The organism is Halomonas sp. IOP_6, from assembly GCF_021151565.1.
In the GTDB taxonomy this organism is placed as follows: Bacteria; Pseudomonadota; Gammaproteobacteria; order Pseudomonadales; family Halomonadaceae; genus Vreelandella; species Vreelandella alkaliphila.
In genome coordinates, this window is record NZ_JAIRBO010000004.1 from 125,642 (window position 1) to 143,770 (window position 18,129).

General features: G+C 52.3%; 18 protein-coding genes. 12 read left to right on the forward strand and 6 right to left on the reverse strand.

Annotated elements, in window-relative coordinates; genetic code table 11:
* Positions 1 to 159 precede the first annotated feature (159 nt).
* The 4 genes from gmk to K7H08_RS08980 all read left to right on the forward strand — a co-directional run bounded on the left by gmk (position 160) and on the right by K7H08_RS08980 (position 3,846).
* Complete coding sequence (gmk, locus tag K7H08_RS08965; protein WP_095603387.1) at positions 160 to 792, forward strand: guanylate kinase; 633 nt, start codon at positions 160 to 162, stop codon at positions 790 to 792.
* 89 nt (positions 793 to 881) lie between these two features.
* Positions 882 to 1,142, forward strand: coding sequence for a DNA-directed RNA polymerase subunit omega (gene rpoZ, locus K7H08_RS08970; protein WP_038479742.1), 261 nt, complete (start codon positions 882 to 884; stop codon positions 1,140 to 1,142).
* A gap of 44 nt (positions 1,143 to 1,186) precedes the next feature.
* Positions 1,187 to 3,319 (forward strand): RelA/SpoT family protein, encoded by a 2,133-nt coding sequence (locus tag K7H08_RS08975; RefSeq protein WP_095603388.1) that lies wholly within the window; start codon positions 1,187 to 1,189, stop codon positions 3,317 to 3,319.
* A gap of 137 nt (positions 3,320 to 3,456) precedes the next feature.
* Positions 3,457 to 3,846, forward strand: a complete 390-nt coding sequence (locus K7H08_RS08980; RefSeq protein ID WP_009723285.1) for a RidA family protein — start codon at positions 3,457 to 3,459, stop codon at positions 3,844 to 3,846.
* 129 nt (positions 3,847 to 3,975) lie between these two features.
* Here K7H08_RS08980 and K7H08_RS08985 read toward each other — a convergent pair whose 3' ends face one another.
* Positions 3,976 to 4,857, reverse strand: a complete 882-nt coding sequence (locus tag K7H08_RS08985; RefSeq protein ID WP_038479736.1) for an SDR family oxidoreductase — start codon at positions 4,855 to 4,857, stop codon at positions 3,976 to 3,978.
* Positions 4,858 to 5,006: 149 nt separating this feature from the next.
* Here K7H08_RS08985 and K7H08_RS08990 point away from each other — a divergent pair, with 149 nt between their 5' ends.
* Both K7H08_RS08990 and recG read left to right on the forward strand, forming a co-directional pair.
* Complete coding sequence (locus K7H08_RS08990; protein ID WP_095603769.1) at positions 5,007 to 5,942, forward strand: hydrogen peroxide-inducible genes activator; 936 nt, start codon at positions 5,007 to 5,009, stop codon at positions 5,940 to 5,942.
* On the forward strand, positions 5,939 to 8,017 hold the full coding sequence (gene recG, locus K7H08_RS08995) for an ATP-dependent DNA helicase RecG (RefSeq protein WP_038479733.1): 2,079 nt from the start codon (positions 5,939 to 5,941) through the stop codon (positions 8,015 to 8,017). Before K7H08_RS08990 ends, recG begins: the two co-directional genes overlap by 4 nt.
* A gap of 15 nt (positions 8,018 to 8,032) precedes the next feature.
* On the opposite strand, the gene yccS is transcribed toward recG, so the two are convergent.
* The 4 genes from yccS to K7H08_RS09015 form a co-directional block, all read right to left on the reverse strand.
* A complete protein-coding gene (gene yccS / locus K7H08_RS09000) occupies positions 8,033 to 10,264 on the reverse strand; it encodes a YccS family putative transporter (protein WP_231657734.1) in 2,232 nt (743 codons plus the stop codon).
* Between the two features lie 243 nt (positions 10,265 to 10,507).
* Positions 10,508 to 10,864 carry a hypothetical protein gene (locus K7H08_RS09005; RefSeq protein ID WP_009723280.1) on the reverse strand — a complete coding sequence of 119 codons (357 nt, stop codon included), beginning with the start codon at positions 10,862 to 10,864 and terminating at the stop codon, positions 10,508 to 10,510.
* Positions 10,864 to 11,136, reverse strand: coding sequence for an HU family DNA-binding protein (locus K7H08_RS09010; protein WP_009723279.1), 273 nt, complete (start codon positions 11,134 to 11,136; stop codon positions 10,864 to 10,866). The genes K7H08_RS09005 and K7H08_RS09010 overlap by 1 nt, the downstream gene beginning before the upstream one ends.
* Before the next feature lie 104 nt (positions 11,137 to 11,240).
* On the reverse strand, positions 11,241 to 12,431 hold the full coding sequence (locus K7H08_RS09015; RefSeq protein ID WP_231657735.1) for an NAD(P)/FAD-dependent oxidoreductase: 1,191 nt from the start codon (positions 12,429 to 12,431) through the stop codon (positions 11,241 to 11,243).
* A gap of 87 nt (positions 12,432 to 12,518) precedes the next feature.
* Here K7H08_RS09015 and K7H08_RS09020 point away from each other — a divergent pair, with 87 nt between their 5' ends.
* The 6 genes from K7H08_RS09020 to K7H08_RS09045 all read left to right on the forward strand — a co-directional run bounded on the left by K7H08_RS09020 (position 12,519) and on the right by K7H08_RS09045 (position 17,461).
* Positions 12,519 to 13,100 carry a chorismate--pyruvate lyase family protein gene (locus K7H08_RS09020; protein WP_231657736.1) on the forward strand — a complete coding sequence of 194 codons (582 nt, stop codon included), beginning with the start codon at positions 12,519 to 12,521 and terminating at the stop codon, positions 13,098 to 13,100.
* Between the two features lie 34 nt (positions 13,101 to 13,134).
* Positions 13,135 to 14,025: a 4-hydroxybenzoate octaprenyltransferase gene (gene ubiA, locus K7H08_RS09025; RefSeq protein ID WP_038479706.1), complete on the forward strand. Its 891-nt coding sequence runs from the start codon at positions 13,135 to 13,137 to the stop codon at positions 14,023 to 14,025.
* A gap of 122 nt (positions 14,026 to 14,147) precedes the next feature.
* Positions 14,148 to 14,837, forward strand: coding sequence for a phosphate regulon transcriptional regulator PhoB (phoB, locus tag K7H08_RS09030; protein WP_009723274.1), 690 nt, complete (start codon positions 14,148 to 14,150; stop codon positions 14,835 to 14,837).
* A 2-nt stretch (positions 14,838 to 14,839) separates the two neighbouring features.
* Entirely contained in the window at positions 14,840 to 16,156 is a 1,317-nt protein-coding gene (gene phoR, locus K7H08_RS09035; protein WP_038479701.1) for a phosphate regulon sensor histidine kinase PhoR, read from the forward strand.
* 281 nt (positions 16,157 to 16,437) lie between these two features.
* Positions 16,438 to 16,740 (forward strand): hypothetical protein, encoded by a 303-nt coding sequence (locus K7H08_RS09040; protein WP_038479698.1) that lies wholly within the window; start codon positions 16,438 to 16,440, stop codon positions 16,738 to 16,740.
* Between the two features lie 394 nt (positions 16,741 to 17,134).
* Entirely contained in the window at positions 17,135 to 17,461 is a 327-nt protein-coding gene (locus K7H08_RS09045; RefSeq protein WP_038479694.1) for a hypothetical protein, read from the forward strand.
* 98 nt (positions 17,462 to 17,559) lie between these two features.
* Here K7H08_RS09045 and K7H08_RS09050 read toward each other — a convergent pair whose 3' ends face one another.
* A complete protein-coding gene (locus K7H08_RS09050) occupies positions 17,560 to 18,039 on the reverse strand; it encodes a copper chaperone PCu(A)C (protein ID WP_095603395.1) in 480 nt (159 codons plus the stop codon).
* Positions 18,040 to 18,129 lie beyond the last annotated feature (90 nt).

Genomic DNA, 18,129 nt, shown 5'->3' on the forward strand with positions numbered 1-18,129 from the left:
CTACAGTCCATAGCATAGGTGTGCGATACTGCGCGCTGCTTTATACACAGTACAACGCATTGCCGTTGTCTTGCTTATCTTCATCAACGATCTTTCGCTGACTATCATTTCGCTATCTATCTTTTGCTAACTATCTTTCGCTAATTAGGGAAGCGCTTCATGTCCCAGGGTACGCTTTTTATTATTTCTGCCCCGTCGGGTGCTGGTAAAACCAGCTTGGTCCGCGAGCTGATCGAGAGCCTGGATGGTATTCAGGTCTCGGTATCACATACCACGCGAGCTAAGCGCGAGGGGGAAGTGGATGGTGTGAATTACCACTTTACTCACGTAGCCGACTTTGAAGCGATGATTGAGCGCGGTGAGTTCTTTGAGTATGCCAAGGTCTTTGATAATTACTACGGTACGTCTCGCTGTGCGGCGCAAACTGTTCTGGACGCAGGGCAAGACGTTATTTTAGAGATCGACTGGCAGGGCGCTCAGCAGGTACGTGAGCAAATACCTTCGGCAGTGTCGATTTTTATCTTGCCACCCTCGCGTAGTGAACTAGAGCGGCGTCTTTCTAGCCGCGGAACTGATGAGCACGCAGTGATTGCTCGGCGTATGCGTGATGCCGTTAGCGAAATGTCCCATTTTGATGAATATGACTACTTAGTCATCAACGATGATTTCACCACAGCACTGCAAGAGTTGCAGTCGCTGGTGATCAGTCGCCGCTTAACACGTGAGGCGATGCAGGTGCGTCATGCGCCACTACTCGATGCGCTCTTGTCACAAGCGCCTAGCGTCGAGTAATCTAGCAGGTTCCATTACCACTTTTTTTGCTGGGCCCGCGGCGTTTCACCACAACGCTGGCCCAGCGTTGTCATTACAGGAAGGCCCCCATGGCTCGCGTAACCGTTGAAGATTGTCTGGAAAATGTTGAGAACCGCTTCAAACTGGTGATGATTTCTACCCAGCGCGCGCGCCAGCTTGCCCGTGGCTCCCGTGAAGCGCAACTGCCCTGGGAGAACGATAAACCTACCGTTATGGCACTGCGTGAAATTGCCGCCGGCCTGGTAAATCACACCGTGCTAGATGAGCCGGTTGAAGCTGCGGTTCGTACGCGCCCAGCAATGACGCCTACGACACATATCGACGACTAAGGTTGACTAGAGACTGGACTTAGAAGCGACTAGGGGCGCGGTAAATGTTCACCATTGATGACCTGGCCGATCGACTTGGCGGCTATTTACCTCCAGACGAAATACAGCAGGTCAAACGCGCTTTCTATTATGCCGAGCAAGCCCACGACGGCCAGCGCCGTCGCTCTGGTGAGCCTTATGTGACCCACCCGTTAGCGGTCGCTAATATATTGGCTAATATGCACATGGACCATCAAAGTTTGATGGCTGCCATGCTGCACGATGTCATTGAAGATACGGGTGTCTCGAAAAAGGCGCTGTCTGCGCAGTTTGGTAAGCCTGTCGCCGAACTGGTGGATGGTGTTTCCAAGCTGACCCAGATCACCTTTGAAGACAAAGCCGTCGCCCAGGCGGAAAATTTCCAGAAGATGGTGTTAGCGATGTCGCGGGATATCCGCGTCATCATCGTAAAATTGGCTGACCGTCTGCATAACATGCGCACGCTGGGAGCATTGCGCCCAGATAAAAAGCGCCGTATTGCCCGAGAAACGCTGGAAATTTATGCCCGTATCGCGGGACGTTTAGGTATCAATACGATTCGTGTTGAACTTGAAGATCTCTCTTTCCAGGCTATTCACCCAATGCGTTCAGAACGCATCAAGCGCGCGGTCGCCAGCGCGCGGGGGAACCGCCGTAGTGCGATGCGAGAAATTCAGTCATCGCTACAGCAGAGTCTGGACGATGAAGGGCTTAAAGGTACCGTGATCGGCAGGCAGAAACATCTGCTGTCGATTTATAAAAAGATGCGCGACCAGCGTAAGCCGTTCGCAGAAATTATGGATGTCTTCGGCTTCCGCATCATTACCGAAGATGTCGCTAGCTGCTATCGCATCTTAGGCGTGGTGCATAATCTCTATAAGCCCGTACCAGGGCGATTTAAAGATTATATCGCTATCCCAAAAGCCAACGGCTACCAAAGCCTTCATACTACGCTGTTTGGTCAGGGCGGGATGCCAATTGAAGTGCAGATCCGCACCCGTGAAATGGAGGCGATGGCTAATAATGGCATCGCTGCCCACTGGCTCTATAAAGCAGGGCAAACAACCCACCCCATTGCCGAAGGCAGCCATGCCCGCGCCCGCGCTTGGGTAAAAGGGCTGCTCGAAATGCAGCGCCATGCGGGTGACTCGCTAGAGTTTATTGAGCACGTCAAAAACGACCTTTTCCCAGACGATATCTACGTATTTACCCCCAAAGGCGACATCATGGAGCTGCCTCAGGGCGCAACGGTGATCGACTTTGCTTATAGCGTACACACCGATATTGGCAATAACTGCATTGCTTGTCGTATTGATCGCCATTTAGCCCCGCTCTCGACGCGTCTTGAAAGTGGCCAAACGCTGGAAATTATTACTGCTCCTGGGGCACGGCCTAACTTGGCATGGCTCAACTTCGTCACGACAGCAAAAGCGCGTTCCGCGATACGCCATGCATTGAAGCACCAGCAGCAGGCAGAAGCGGTTATCTTAGGGCGACGGCTGTTGAATAAGGCGCTTGCGCCGTTTGAAACCAGCCTGGAAGAGATGGATGAAAGTGTTTTTACTAAAGCATTTAAAGAGCTGGATGTCGTTTCGTTAGATGCTTTGTTAGAGTCGCTTGGCTTGGGCAATCGAATGGCCCATGTGGTGGCGCGGCGCTTGGTTGATATCTCCAATGGCGGAAACTCTGACTACGTTCTCAGTGGGGATAGTGAAAAAGCCGTCGTTATCAGCGGTAGCGAAGGTATGGTGATTAATTTTGCCCGCTGCTGTCATCCATTGCCGGGCGACCCTGTTGTCGGCCACTTATCGGTTGGCAAGGGGCTGGTGGTGCATCGCAGTGAGTGCAAAAACCTAGGTGATCGTAAAAACGACCCAGAGAAGCTGTTTGCTCTTGAGTGGTCGGACAGTATAGATGAAGACTTCCCGGTCGCGCTGCGCATTGAAATTGAGAGCCGTCGTGGGCTGGTGGCCGAGCTGGCGGGCGTGGTGACCGATGCCGACGCCAATATCGAGCGTATCGGCATTGAAGAGCGTGATGCGCGGCTTTCAATTGTTAATTTAACCTTATCGGTAAAAGGCCGAGTGCATCTTGCGCGCATTATTAAGCGTATACGCAACCTTCCTAATGTCGGCAAAATAACCAGAATGACCAATTAATCACCCGTTAGTAGGCTGCTGGCGATGGGCTGGCAGCAACTGCTATGGCGGACCATTAGAATTAATGTTTAACGCTATCACCCTATCTATAACATACGTCTAAAAATATATTAAACACGACAGGAGAGTGCTATCTCATGAGCAACAAAGCGGTTATTAATACTGATAAAGCCCCCGCTGCAATCGGCCCTTATTCTCAAGCAATTAAGGCTGGCAACACAGTGTATCTTTCGGGTCAGATCCCACTGAACCCGGCGACGATGGAAATTGTTTCTGACGACTTTGAGGCGCAAGCACGTCAGGTATTTACCAATCTACAGGCGGTATGTGAAGAGGCTGCCGGTACGCTTGGCGATATCGTCAAACTCAACTTATATCTTGTTGATTTGGATAACTTTGCGATCGTAAACAAGGTGATGGAAGAGTTCTTCTCGTCGCCTTTCCCTGCCCGTGCAGCGGTCGGCGTCAAAGCGTTACCCAAAGGCAGCCAAGTAGAAGCAGAAGCTGTGATGGTCATTGGCGACTAAGCCTCTGAGCCGAATGTCTTCAGCAACTGTCTTCACCAAAAACGGGCGAGCACTCTATCATCAAGTGCTCGCTCTTTTTTTTGAGGGTAGTGCAAAGAGGTTAGTGCAAAGGAATTAGCACCACAACGATTAGGCTTTTTGTGGTGTTAAGAAGCCGCCCTCTTTTAGCACCTGTGCGTAGCCTTCTTTATAGGTCGGATAGCGAAATTCATAACCCGTTTCACGGATGCGGCTATTATCGCAGCGTTTGCTGGTGCGACGGCGCAGTGGTGACTGCATGGTCTCGGTAGATTCAACCTTGAGCTGTTTGGCTAACCACGCCATCACGTTATGCAGGGTGACGGGCTCGCAGTCGCTACCTAGATAAAGGTCGGCGAGTGGAGCGCCTTTTTCCTGACAACGAATTAAGTGCGCCAGAATACCGGTGCAGTCATCACGGTGAATACGGTTGGAGTAGCTGACCGGCGTGACAGCGGCAATGCGGCCTTCCGCGACCTGATGAATCAAACGATCACGCCCAGGGCCGTAAATACCCGAAAAGCGCACTACCGTGCCGGGAATCTGATGGTTAATCAGCGCTTGTTCAGCATCGCACATCAGCTTGCCAGAAAAGCTGGTTGATCCGGTTGGGCTGTCTTCGCTAACGACCTCGCCTTCCTGCTGGCCATAAACACTGGTCGACGACACAAAAAAGATGCGCTTTGGTGGCGTTTTATGCTGCTCAAGCACGCCAAGCACACGGTTGAGGCCATCCGGATAGGCGCTTTGGTAGGCACTTTCTTCGAAACGGTCAGCGCTGACAGTATAAATAACGTAGTCAGCACGAGGCAGGGCGTCAGCACCAGCGCCTTCAAGATCGTTAAGATCAAGCGCCAACGGCTCAATGCCCGTGTCTTTTAATGCCTCGACATGACGGCGCACGCCGATAACATGATGGCCTTCGCTGAGTAGCTCGCGCCCGAGCGTTATGCCGATATCTCCGCAGCCAATAATCAGTACCGTTAGCTTCACCTTGGTCACTCCTCTTGATTAATATTCCCTATCAGATACAAAGTCCCTATGAGATGTGCCATCTTCAATAGGGTTTGTTTGTCCTTTTCCATCTCGCTATCACGATGACCTGTAACGAGCTGCAACGAGAGGATGCCACTGGCACCACTATGACTTTAACAGAACTACGCTACATCGTAACCCTTGCCCAAGAACGTCACTTTGGTCGTGCCGCCGAACGCTGCCATGTTTCGCAGCCAACGCTCTCGGTGGCGGTGAAAAAGCTCGAAGACGAGCTTGATACACCGTTGTTTGAACGTTCCAAATCAACCGTGCAGGTCACCCCGTTGGGTGAGAAGATCGTTGCTCAAGCCCAGCGCGTACTGGAGCAGAGCCGACTTATCTACGAAATGGCGAATGCTGGCAAAGACCAGTTGGCTAACCCGCTGCGCATAGGCGCAATTTATACGATTGGCCCCTACTTATTTCCCCATCTAGTGCCAGCACTGGCTAGCGCCGCACCGCAAATGCCGTTGTATATTGAAGAAGGCATGACCGGCTCTCTGCGGGCAAAGTTACGCAGTGGCGAGCTGGATGTCATTATTGTGGCGCTGCCTTTCACAGAGACCGACGTAGTTACCAAGCCGATTTACGATGAGCATTTTGAGGTGTTGATGCCAGCCAGCCATCGCTGGGTAAGTCGTGACGCGATTCACAAAGAAGATTTGTTAGAAGAGCGCTTGCTGCTGCTGGGGGAAGGTCACTGCTTCCGTGATCAAATTTTAGAAGCCTGTCCGGCGATTACCCAAAAGCTTAACAGCCCCAATAATACGTTGATTGCTGAGGGTGGTTCATTGGAAACCATTCGCCATATGGTGGCATCTAAATTAGGCATTACGGTACTGCCACAGTCGGCGCTGGGCACAGATCAGTATGAAAATGCCATGCTAGTGAGCCGGCCCTTTGTTGAGCCCGCGCCTTCGCGCACCGTTGCCATTGCGTGGCGGGCAAGCTTTCCTCGCCCAAAAGCAATAGATGCGTTAGCTAAGGCGATTAGCCAATGTCAGCAACCTGTACACACTGCTAGTGCTAGTCCGTCCTCATGAGTGACCTTTCTGCACCGGTTTCGTCGCTGAAAGGGGTTGGTGAGGCGCTCGCGCTAAAGTTGGCGCGATTGGGAATAGACTGCGTAAGCGACCTGCTATTTCACCTGCCGTTGCGCTACCAGGACCGTACACGGCTAACGCCCATTGGCCTGCTGCGCGCAGGGAGTGAGGCGGTGATAGAAGGGGAAGTCACCGCGTGCGATGTTGTTAAGGGACGTCGGCGTAGTTTGTTAGTCAGAGTGCGCGATGGAAGCGGTATTTTAAGCCTGCGTTTTTTTCATTTTTCGCCTGCCCAGCAGCAACAGATGCGCCCCGGTGTTACGGTGCGTGCATTTGGGGAGGCGCGCGCGGGGGCAACAGGGCTGGAAATTTACCATCCTGAGTACCGGCTAAGCGGCGGTAACGATACACCGGTTGAGGAGTATTTCACGCCGATTTACCCGACCACTGAAGGGTTGCATCAGGCGCGTTTGCGCGCACTTACCCAGCAAGCGCTTGCGCTACTGCAGCGCTCCCCTGAGTTACTTCCGGACGTTATTCCAGATGCCCTGCGCCAGCGGTTCAACCTGCCTGGGTTACACGCTAGCCTGCAACTGCTACATCAACCGCCACCGGATGTGGACATTGAGCAGCTTGCCCACGGCCATCATCCCGCCACACGTAGGCTGGCACTGGAAGAGCTACTGGCTCACCAACTCAGCCTGCGTGAAGTGCGGTTACGTATTCAGGCGGATGGTGCGCCATCGCTGCCCTCGGGCCGCAGCCTGCAAACCCGCTTTTTAGCCCAGCTACCGTTTGCCCTTACCGGTGCGCAGCGCCGCGTGCTGGAAGAAATTACCCTAGACCTTGCGCGGCCCGCCCCGATGCTGCGGCTCGTGCAGGGCGACGTCGGCTCGGGGAAGACGGTCGTTGCAGCGATGGCGGCGCTTTCAGCGCTGGCAGGCAATTGCCAGGCGGCGATGATGGCCCCCACGGAAATTCTTGCTGAACAGCACTATCGAGCGTTTAAAGCCTGGTTTGAACCGCTGGGCATCGAAGTGGCTTGGTTGGCAGGTAAGCTCAAAGGTAAAGCGCGGTTAGATGCCAAAGCCGCTATTGCCGATGGTCGTGCCCGTATGGTGGTGGGCACCCACGCGCTGTTTCAGAGCGACGTACACTTTCAGTGTTTAGGGTTGGCAATTATTGATGAACAGCATCGCTTTGGCGTGCATCAACGCTTGGCACTGCGCGAGAAAGGCGAAGCGGGCGGGCTAACACCCCACCAACTAATCATGACCGCGACACCAATTCCCCGCACGCTGGCCATGAGTGCTTACGCGGATTTGGATGTATCGGTAATTGATGAGTTGCCGCCGGGGCGTACGCCGGTTAAAACCGTAGTGGTGTCTGATGAGCGGCGGCCTGAAGTGGTCGAACGCATTCGCAACGCCTGCAGTGATGGGCGTCAGGCCTATTGGGTGTGTACGCTGATTGAAGAGTCTGAGGTGCTGCAGTGTCAGGCCGCCGAAGTCACTCGCGATGAACTAACCCAGGCGCTGCCTGAACTCGCTATTGGTCTGATTCATGGGCGCATGAAGGCCAGTGAAAAAGTTGAGGTGATGGAGGCCTTCAAAACGGGCGAGCTCGACCTGCTGGTGGCCACCACCGTTATTGAAGTGGGCGTAGATGTCCCCAATGCCAGCCTGATGATTATCGAAAACCCGGAACGCCTGGGGCTTTCTCAACTGCACCAGCTGCGCGGTCGAGTAGGGCGCGGCAGCACGGAAAGCTTCTGTGTGCTGCTTTACCACCCGCCGCTTTCGAAAAGCTCTCGGGAGCGCCTGGGAGTAATGCGTGAAACGACCGACGGTTTCCGTATTGCCGAAAAGGACTTGGAAATTCGTGGTCCCGGGGAAGTGCTCGGCACTCGCCAAACCGGTCTTGCTCAGATGAAAATTGCTGATCTTGAGCGTGACGCCGACCAGCTAGAGCGCGTCACTGCCCTGGCCCAGGCGCTTCAAGGCAACACTGAGGTCACCGCCGTATTAGTGCGGCGCTGGCTAGGCGAAGCCGCCGGGCGCTACGGGCAGGTGTAGGGAGTGATACAACGCTTAAGCTGCGGTGCTCGCTTCTTGATGATTCTCTACTGGTGTCTCCGTTAAGCGGTTGGCGGCTTCACCAAGGGGCCCTAGCTGTGCGGCAATCAGGCGTAGCTGGCTTTGGATGGGACGGTAAAGGGCAATGGCGTTTTCGTCTCCCTCTGAGCCCTTCTTATCGAAGGAATCTGAGGCATTCTGCTCTAGCTGCGCGAGTAGGTCGTTGACTTGATCAGCCAAGGGCGTCACGGGCTGGCGCTTGTTGAGTTGTTCTGCCAGTTGCTCCAGCAGCTCGCTGATGCGCTTGGCAAGGGGCACTAAGGCGGCGTCGTCCTCATCTTCAGCCAACTGATGGCGGTGAGCGCCAAGGGCAGATAAGTGGCTTAGCAGCGTGTTAGACAGCACTAGAAAGCGTAGGCCGCTGTCGGCGTCCTGTTTGCGATAGTGCCCTGGCTCGTGGAGCATATTGGTTAGCAGTGTTGAGAGCGCTGCATCGGCATTGTGGGCATTGCGGCGGGCTAACCGGTAAGCCAAATCGTCCTGCTTTCCCTCTTCATACTGGTGAACGATTTCATCTAAATAACGGCGGTGGTTGGTGAGGACTTTTGCGGCCTCCCGGTACAGCCGACGCCCTTGCCAGTCAGGCAGAATAAAAAATACCGCTAGCCCGGCAATCAACGAACCCACCAAGGTATCCAATAGCCTAGGTAAGATCAGATTAAAACCGTCGCCGACCTGGTTAAAGCTGCACAGTACCAGCAGTGTGATTGAGGCGGTGGCGATAACGTAGTGACGCTCGCGGTTGGCAAAAAAACAAACGCCCGCAGCCACCGCAATCATGCTTTGTATGCTGGCTTGGGGGAACAAACTAATGGATGCCCAACCTGCAATGAGGCCAAGCACCGTGCCGAAGATGCGCTGTGAAAGAAAACGACGCGTGGTGGCAAAGTTCGGACGGCAGACGAACAGCGTGGTGAGTAAAATCCAAAACCCCTGTTCAGGGTCAAGCCACTGGAGCAGCCCATAGCCTACTAACAGCGCGGTGGATAAGCGCACCGCATGGCGAAACGTGGGCGAACCCAGCGTCAAATTTAGCTGAACGCGTCTCCACGCTTCTAGCACGCTAGAGGGGGAGCGGTCGTAAAGCGAACTATCACGACGATCATCGTCGGTATCTGGGTTGTTAGCACTGGCAATCTGAGCTTCCAGGATAGACAAGTTATCGGCAAGTGCATTGAGCGGGTGCATAAGCGGACGCCATTCCGGCTTACCGTGCTCGCTTAAGTTGTCGATAGAAGCGCGTAGATCGGCCAGCGCCTGCTCACTCTGTTCATGACCAAAGGGACGGTTAAGCAACAGCGATTTGGCTAGCTGGCGGCAGGCGCGGCCTTGCTGGTCTAAGAGTCGCTGGCAACGAAACAGAACGTCATGGTGAAAAAACGCTTCGGTGAGCGCGCTATAGGGGTAGTGGGTAGAGCTTGCCCGCTCGTGTATATCCTGGGCGATAAAGTAAATCTGTAGATAGCGATTTAGCTTACGGCTGCCACGTTGCCCTTCTAAGCGGCGGAAAATCATTTCTTTTGCTTGGTTGAGTGCATCGACTACCTTGCCGTTTTGCCTGGCTAGCGCCACGCGGCGCGCCTCTAGATCGACCCCACGAACAGGCTCAAACAGCGCAGACTTCAAGATTAAAAACTCACCTAGCGCTTTATATACCCGCGCCATACTTTGTTTAACTGGCTGGCGCGAAAAAAGGGCGCACCATAGGATTGAGATAACCCCATACCACGCGGCTCCTGCAAGCAGCAGCAACTGCCTGGAAGCCACGTCTTCATCCACGCCACCGTGCTGTTCAATGTTGATCATTGAGTAGATCGACAGGATTAACGTGCCTGACGCAATGGTCGCGTACCGCTGACCAATGGCACCCAGCATAATTAAGGTGAAGGTAGAAACCGCCAGCCCAACTGCAAACAGCCACGGCCAGGGGAAAAGCCACTGCACGACAAACGACGCCGATGCAAAGCAAGCAAGTGTCACCACCAGCGCCTGTAAGCGCCCCTGCCAGCTGTCATCAGTTTCAGAAAGAGCGCTCGCAATAATGCCTAAGAACAGCGGAATCACCAGCGCGATGTCTCCTGCCAAACCGCTAAACAGCAGCGCCCCGCTGAACGCGATAAACACGCGCAGGCTGTAGGCGAACTTGTCCAGGGTCCATAGACGCCGCAGGGGCAATGAAATAGGCATAGAGTCTCTAATGGGTCGCTTTTTTAGACTTTAGTTTAATGCTTAGTATAGAGGGAAGAGTGTGTGCTTGTCTTTACCCGCTGTTTTCAACGGCTGTGCTCAATGGCTATACAAAACGTAACCGAGCAAGCGTGATGCTTGGCAGCGAGGGGCTGGTCAGTGAGAGCCTAGTCTGAAAGATAGCAGGGGCAATAAGAGAAATCTTAGGAAGGAACCCGCCACCTTGAGGTGGCGGGTTAGTTATTACATATTTTTCAGTAGCTTTTGAAGCTTGTTCATATCGGCGGAGTCGCCCACTAGGCGGACTTCACCGGCTACCATGCCATCTAGAAATGCCTGTTGCGTCGGCTTTTTAAGGATTTTCAACGCGGCATCCTGATCGCGAAAACGAAGCTCAAGGTCTAGGTCAACGGGTAGTCCTTTGCCGGTATCAATGCCTTTCGAGGTCATTCGATAATACCGGGCAATACTAAGGTCTTCCGTGGCAACGCCCCAGTCCAGACCGCGCATTCGCTCAAGTTGCTCGCGAAAGCGCGGCTTGCGTCGCAGGGCTCTTTTAAGCAGTAAGCTCAGTAGCCACAGCGTCAGCTTGAGTTTCATTAGGAAACGGCGTCCTTAAGCGCTTTGCCCGGCTTGAACGCAACGTTTTTACTGGCGGGAATCTGTAAAGGCGCGCCAGTTTGCGGGTTTTTACCAGTACGTGCGGCACGCTGGCGCACGGTAAACGTTCCAAAGCCAATCAGAGCGACATCTTCGCCTTTGGCAACGCTGTTAGTGATTTCGTCCAAGATAACGTTCAGGACTTGGCCAGCTTTGTCTTTGGATAGATCAGCGCTTTCAGCAATTGCGGCGGCGAGTTCAGGTTTGCGCATAAAGGTATCTCCCTATGTGAAAATCAAGCGTAAGTTCATCTGTGTTGTTAGAAGCACTGCCCAGCTGGTTAACTTTTTTAGCCTAGTCGCTAAGGCGGCGAAAATCAGCCTAGCAGCGCAGGTGCTACTCTGGAAAGCTCCACTTTCCTTCTCACGCAGCTGCCTGTCAACGCAAATCCAATCAAACGACCGTCTTTATTTTCAGCAATCGCTGTCATTTCACCGCCTTCTCCCTCAATTCTCCACCGTGCTGGTGTGGTTACCGGTGGGTAGGCAACCACGGGTAGTAATGGCGTTTTCACAATGACGGGCCACGCCCCAAAGCTGACGCTGGTTGGTTTTCCGGCGAGGGTTGACGCCAGCGCTTTTACGCTCGCCTGCAGGGGCTGCACGTACATAGCGTTAACTCCCTCAACGCAAGCCACATCGCCCAACGCAAATATGTTCGGTCGAGAGGTGCGTAACTGGCGGTCAACCACAATACCGCGAGGGCTAACCGCCAGCCCGGCTGCTTCGGCAAGTTGAGTGCGCGGAACTAAGCCAGTGGCGAGTAACGCGATGTCGGCAGCATAAAGGTCGCCATTATCAAGACGAAGTGATAGCGCGTCATCTACGTTAAGTGCCAGTGTTGTCAGGTTATGTCCTAAGGAAAGTTGGATGCCTGCCTCTTGGAAAGCATCAGCCAGTGCCTGGCCGAGCGGTTCGGGGAGCAGACGTTGCAGCGGTGTACTTTCTGGCGCAATGAGAGTGACTTGGTGGCCGCCAGCATGGAGATCATTGGCGAACTCGCAGCCCACCAGCCCAGCACCGACAACTGCGACACGTTTAGTAGGCGTTGCTCCTAATGCGGCATAAAAGCGGCGATACTCGTCTAAGTCGTTAATGGTGAAGCATCGTTTGGCGACACTTTCGGGCACGCTGAACGGCCTATGGGGAGCCGCTCCAGTGGCTAACACCAGATCGTCGTAGTGGAGCTGTTGGCCATTACTGAGTTCTACGCGTTGGTTATCCACATGCAGATGTGCGACCTGGGTGTGGGTAATTAACTCAGCGTCCAGTTCTTCTGCGACGCTGCTGGCGTCACGTTGGGCGAGTTGGTCTGGCGTTAAGCGTTTCGCAAAGCCTGTAGAAAGCAGCGGTTTACTGTAATCATCGCCACTATCGGCACTAATAAGGGTAATGGCACGTGTATCACCCTGTCGGCGTAGGGCGCGCGCAAGGCCAATCCCCGCCATACCGGTGCCAATAATAATCAGTGTCGAATGGGAATATAGCGATATCTCGTGTGAGGGCATGCAGTCACCAAAAGTCGGCAGAACAAAAGCCTGTGAGGTCACCATGTTACACTAGCTTTCTGTGTATTGACCGCCTTGGAGACTTTGGTGATCGCCCCTACTGTTCGGCAAGCTTCCCTATTTCCTCATCGACTATTTCCTCACTGGCTCCCTGTTGCTGCGGCTCGCCCTGCAATGAGCGCTTCGTGGTGGCAGTGGGTGGCATCGACGGACTCCTTAACGACGCGGTTAACCATCGCAGGCGGCACAAACGCGTTTCGGGTGCAATTGTTACGTCAAACGATTGGCTTACCTCTGCGGGACGAAGCGCTAGCGCTGGGAATTGAACCGCGCCGCTATGCATGGCTGAGGGAAGTAGCGTTGTGTGTAGGTGATAAGCCCTGGGTAGTAGCACGCTCGGTAGCGCCACTTAGTCAATTACAAGGTAAGGGGTTAGAAGGGCTTGGCGAGCGTTCACTAGGCAGCTGGCTGTTTCAACAACCTGACTTGGTGCGCGGGCCACTCTACGCCACTCGCCATCAGCCACGCTTTGTCGCGGAACACTCTGCGTCGCTTTTAGATAGCGTATGGGGTCGGCGCTCAGTGTTTCAGCACAGTGGGCTGTCGCTGTTAGTGCAGGAATACTTTTTATCAACCATGGCAGATGATCTTGCCCTGTCTTCGCGCTAGGCTATCGCCAGCGTTTTCTTTTTGAGAGGTAAGCATGGACCGTTCTCTGTTGAGGCCAACGGGGTGGGCTCGAGTGGCTGATTTTTTACATTTAATGCGGTTGGATCGCCCGATTGGTACTTGGCTATTGATGTGGCCCACCTTGTGGGCTTTGTGGATAGCGGCAGAGGGCGTGCCTGGACGGAATGTTCTGCTGATCTTTATTGCTGGCGTTTATGTTATGCGCGCTGCGGGCTGCGTGGTTAATGATTATGCTGATCGTCATTTCGATGGCCATGTAAAGCGCACTAAACATCGTCCTCTAGCCACTGGTCGTATCAGTGAAGCCGAGGCGCAGTTGCTGTTTATAGCGCTGGTAGCCACTGCTTTCATTTTAGTGCTATTGACCAATTGGTTTACGGTGCTGTTGTCGATAGGTGGTGTTGTATTAGCGTTCATTTATCCGTTTATGAAGCGCTACACCCATTTACCTCAGGTGGTGCTGGGGGCTGCATTCTCTTGGGCGATCCCCATGGCATTCGGTGCGGTATTGGGTCATGTACCGTTTGAAGCATGGCTATTGTTTAGTGCTAATGTGCTGTGGACCGTTGCCTACGATACTCAATACGCCATGGTTGACCGCGACGATGACCTAAAAATTGGTATCAAATCTACCGCGGTGCTGTTTGGTAGCGCTGATCGTCTGATAATTGGTGTGCTGCAAGTGGCGGCACTTGGACTACTTGCCTGGGTAGGATGGCGTGTTGGTTTAGGTGGCTTTTTCTGGCTTGGGCTAGCCGCTATGGCTGCCACGTTTGTCCACCAACAACGATTAATTGCTGGCCGTGAGCGCGACCGCTGCTTCCAGGCATTTCTTAATAATCATTGGTCAGGCTTGTTAATTTTTGCAGGTATTGCACTAAGTTGGTGGCCAATAACTGGCTAAATATCCTCTATGTCATAGAATTGTCATCAAGTCATGGTGTTATCGTCACTGACATGTCTTTGAACTGTTTTTTTGAACTATTTTTTTAAATTAGTTTTCATTGAACACCGTGAGGCCCTGGAATGACCGCCAAGACCGTTTTGATTGTCGATGATGAGGCGCCTATTCGCGAGATGATCGCAGTGGCGCTGGAAATGGCTGACTATCGCGTGCTTGAAGCGGATAACGCCCAGGATGCCCACGCGATGATGGTTGACCACCAGCCAGATCTGCTTTTGCTGGATTGGATGATGCCGGGCACCAGTGGTATTGAGCTTGCAAGGCGCTTAAAGCGTGAAGAAGCCACTGCCGAAGTGCCTATCATTATGCTGACCGCTAAAGGCGAAGAAGATAACAAGATTCAAGGACTTGAGGCCGGGGCGGATGACTATATCACCAAGCCTTTCTCTCCCCGCGAACTGGTGGCTCGCTTAAAAGCAGTATTGCGACGTACTACCCCCCGTGGTGTCGAAGATCCTATTGAAATTAATGGCTTGCTATTAGACCCAGTGAGCCATCGTGTGAGTGCTTACGGTAAGGCGTTAGAAATGGGGCCGACGGAGTACCGCCTGCTGCAGTTTTTCATGACGCACCAAGAGCGCGCCTATACACGTAGCCAACTGCTCGATCAAGTGTGGGGTGGTAACGTATACGTTGAAGAGCGGACGGTAGATGTTCACATCCGACGTCTACGTAAGGCCTTAGGGGAAGCTCACCAGAGTCTCATTCAAACGGTGAGAGGCACTGGGTACCGTTTTTCCGCGCGGGTGTAACGGTGCGCCTGTGGAGCCGAGAACTATGGCGGATTGCATGGTTAGCTGCCCTGGGGGCTTGTCTCGGATGGTTGCTAGGTATGCCAGGGCTTGGGGTTGCTGCAGGCCTTGCCGTTTGCTTGGTTTATCAACTGCGCCAACTGCGTGCACTCTTTAAGTGGTTAACGCTCCACCCTCATGATGAACCCCCTGCTGCAAGCGGTATGTGGGGCGAACTTTTTGATCGCTTGTATCGCTACCAAAAGAGCCAACGGATTACCCAGAATCGCTTACGTGCCACCCTTGCACGTATCCAGGAATCATCCGAAGCGATGCGTGACAGTGTCGTTATGCTAGATCGACATGGTGACTTAGAATGGTGGAACAGTGCTGCGACCGAAATGCTGGGCTTACAAACGGCCCACGACCGTGGCCAGCATATTACCAACCTGCTTCGTGATCCTCGATTTATCAGCTACTTTAATGCGCGTAAATACGGTGAGCCGCTGACCTTAACGTCGCCCATCGATGAACGGCGTATCCTGCAATATCAAATTACACTCTATGGTGATGATGAACGCTTGGTAATGGCGCGAGACATTACCCGTTTGCATCGCCTAGAGCAGATGCGTCGTGATTTTGTCGCCAATGTTTCCCATGAGCTGCGCACGCCGCTAACAGTACTGACGGGTTATTTAGAAACTTACGGCGACTTGAAAGAGCAACTTCCACCACGTTTGGGCCGAGGTATTGCTCAAATGGAAGAGCAGACGAAGCGTATGCAAAACTTAGTAAATGATCTGCTACTGCTCTCTCGGTTAGAAATTGACCAAGGTGGCGAGGATCATCATGCGCTGGTGTTAGGGCCGATGCTCGACAGTATTCGCCGCGATGCGCTAGCGCTCTCTAATCAACAGCACAATGTCCAAGTCGTGCTTGAAAGTGATGCGCGGCTCATTGGCAGCGAGCAAGAACTGCATAGTGCGATTTCAAACCTAGTGTTTAACGCTGTGCGGTATACGCCAGAGGGTAGTCAGATAACACTTCGCTGGAAAACCATGCCGAATGGCAGTGCTTGTATTGAAGTCGACGACGACGGCGAAGGAATAGATCCTGTCCACATTCCGCGTTTAACCGAGCGTTTTTATCGTGTTGATAAAGGTCGCAGTACGGCTACCGGTGGAACGGGCCTTGGTCTAGCGATTGTGAAACATGTGCTGCTGAGACATGATGCACTGCTACAAATTGAATCCCACCCTGGCGAAGGGGCTCTCTTTCGCTGTGTTTTTCCGCCATCACGCGTTGTCGAAGACGAGTCCATACCGCGCAATGCTGTCTAGATGTTGTATAAGTGTGTCACGGTGTCATGTAAGTATGGTCAAATAATGCTCATGTGCCATTTGTAGCCACTTTTCCTGCCTAAGTTGAAAGATTCTAAACGTCTTATTTATTTCTTAAAATATATAAATTAATGTTTATTAACGTTTTTTTATTATTTTTTGCTTTTTGGCATGGCATCTGCAGTGTCTTAAATAAGAGAGAAAACCACAGGAACTGGTAAGCCGAAAGGCAGTCTTTCTTACCATTTAGCAGTATTGAACAGCGATCGAGGAGATGGAATATGATGTCCAAGGAATTACTCAAGAAAGCTGGTATTTTAAGTGTAGCGTTTGGTCTGGTTGCTAGCCCTGCGGTATTTGCTCAAGAGCCAGCGGATCCAGCAAACAATATTTCCCCAGATGAACAGCCTGTCGATTCTCAGCCTGGAAGCACAACAGATTCAAGTGATTATGACAGCCAAGATTTGACCCATGACGAAGGTGATAACGCCAGCGACATGAATCCTAGTTCAACGAGCCAGGACGATTCAGAGTCCGGCTATGACAGCACAGATGAGTTGCCTGAAGAAAATAGCGGCATGTAACATTAACTTTGGTTACATATCTTTTCAAAAGGTATTATAACTCTTACGCTTATGGATGAGCTATTCAGAGGCAAGGATGTCAAATCGCATGGATGCTCCTAGATTCAAGGATTGAATCTTTCGACGGTCAACACGCTAGTTAGGGTTAATTCCAAGGTTGGAGCCCCTCAAACGGATAGGAAGCTAGCGTTACGTATCGCGATACTAAGAGTGCTCAAGACCCCACTTCGGTGGGGTCTAATTTTTTGTGTATAGTATAATCATTGTTACATTGCCCACTGTTTCTTGGTATTAGAAATGCAATTATTCAGATGACACGTTCAGCGACTGGCAAAAAAGGGTACCTTGTATCATTACATTGTCGGTTGCTCCATGTAGTAAGGAGCTTTTATTTATGTTGTTGAAATCATTTGTTAAAAATACTTCAGTTTTGGGCCTCTCGCTGGGCCTTATCGCAAGCCCAATGGCATTTGCGCAATCTTCCATTGAGTTGAACCAAGAGCGTGCTGATAACCAAGAAATTATTCAGCCTCAATCTCGTAACACATCGGGCCCTGCGACCTATTCAGCTAAGGATCTGATTAACGACAATGACAATACTCTGATATACACTCCCTCAAGCCGTTCCAGCACAACCGATGATGACTCTAAAGCTAAAGATAGAGCAGGATATCACGCTGAAGAACTCAACCGTGAAGAGGGTAGCAGTACACGCTGGTAAAGAAGGCTGTGGTTAAAAGTGAGTGACAAATAAGTTTTTTAGTAAAAACCCCGCTTTGACGGGGTTTTTATGGTTAAGACGATTATCGATTGATCCCGTTAATGCTGATGATGGCGATCAGCCGCGTTGCTTCCTTCTTGGGCGCTTTGAACCCAAACTTCTATTTCAATATCGTCTTGCTGGGCAAATTCGAGTGTGATTGGAAACCGGTCACCTTCTTCCAGTGGCTGGTGTAATCCCATTAGCATTAAGTGATAACCGCCACCCGGGCGCATTGTCAGCGTTTCGTCTTTAGCGATTTCGATAGCACTGACGTGGCGCATTTTCATCATATCGCCTTCCATCTGCATATCATGTAGCTCAACACTTTCGCTCACAGGTGTCTGCGCGCTGACCAGTGTGACGGACTCTGTATGAGCCGTAATATCCAGATAAGCGGCACCATTTGCCACACCTGGGGGGGTTGGCGTGGCAAAAGGATGAGCGATCCTTAACTGGTCGGTTTGAACGTCGTGAGCCGACGCGAGAGAGATTGAGCCAGTGAGGAGAGCCGTCAACCAGAGTGCGCGGGTCAGCATGGTCGTATTCCTTTTAGGGGCCTTATCTTCTTAACAAGGCTTATGCTTAATCTTGAGAATAATAGTGCAGCCAAACAACCTTAAGGTAAC

What these genes read in the sequence shown, in the direction of transcription:
- gmk (WP_095603387.1), top strand. Translation starts at nt 160, where the DNA reads ATGTCCCAGGGTACGCTTTTTATTATTTCTGCCCCGTCGGGTGCTGGT.
- rpoZ (WP_038479742.1), top strand. Translation starts at nt 882, where the DNA reads ATGGCTCGCGTAACCGTTGAAGATTGTCTGGAAAATGTTGAGAACCGC.
- K7H08_RS08975 (WP_095603388.1), top strand. Translation starts at nt 1,187, where the DNA reads ATGTTCACCATTGATGACCTGGCCGATCGACTTGGCGGCTATTTACCT.
- K7H08_RS08980 (WP_009723285.1), top strand. Translation starts at nt 3,457, where the DNA reads ATGAGCAACAAAGCGGTTATTAATACTGATAAAGCCCCCGCTGCAATC.
- K7H08_RS08990 (WP_095603769.1), top strand. Translation starts at nt 5,007, where the DNA reads ATGACTTTAACAGAACTACGCTACATCGTAACCCTTGCCCAAGAACGT.
- recG (WP_038479733.1), top strand. Translation starts at nt 5,939, where the DNA reads ATGAGTGACCTTTCTGCACCGGTTTCGTCGCTGAAAGGGGTTGGTGAG.
- yccS (WP_231657734.1), bottom strand. Translation starts at nt 10,264, where the DNA reads ATGCCTATTTCATTGCCCCTGCGGCGTCTATGGACCCTGGACAAGTTC.
- K7H08_RS09005 (WP_009723280.1), bottom strand. Translation starts at nt 10,864, where the DNA reads ATGAAACTCAAGCTGACGCTGTGGCTACTGAGCTTACTGCTTAAAAGA.
- K7H08_RS09010 (WP_009723279.1), bottom strand. Translation starts at nt 11,136, where the DNA reads ATGCGCAAACCTGAACTCGCCGCCGCAATTGCTGAAAGCGCTGATCTA.
- K7H08_RS09015 (WP_231657735.1), bottom strand. Translation starts at nt 12,431, where the DNA reads ATGCCCTCACACGAGATATCGCTATATTCCCATTCGACACTGATTATT.
- ubiA (WP_038479706.1), top strand. Translation starts at nt 13,135, where the DNA reads ATGGACCGTTCTCTGTTGAGGCCAACGGGGTGGGCTCGAGTGGCTGAT.
- phoB (WP_009723274.1), top strand. Translation starts at nt 14,148, where the DNA reads ATGACCGCCAAGACCGTTTTGATTGTCGATGATGAGGCGCCTATTCGC.
- K7H08_RS09040 (WP_038479698.1), top strand. Translation starts at nt 16,438, where the DNA reads ATGATGTCCAAGGAATTACTCAAGAAAGCTGGTATTTTAAGTGTAGCG.
- K7H08_RS09045 (WP_038479694.1), top strand. Translation starts at nt 17,135, where the DNA reads ATGTTGTTGAAATCATTTGTTAAAAATACTTCAGTTTTGGGCCTCTCG.
- K7H08_RS09050 (WP_095603395.1), bottom strand. Translation starts at nt 18,039, where the DNA reads ATGCTGACCCGCGCACTCTGGTTGACGGCTCTCCTCACTGGCTCAATC.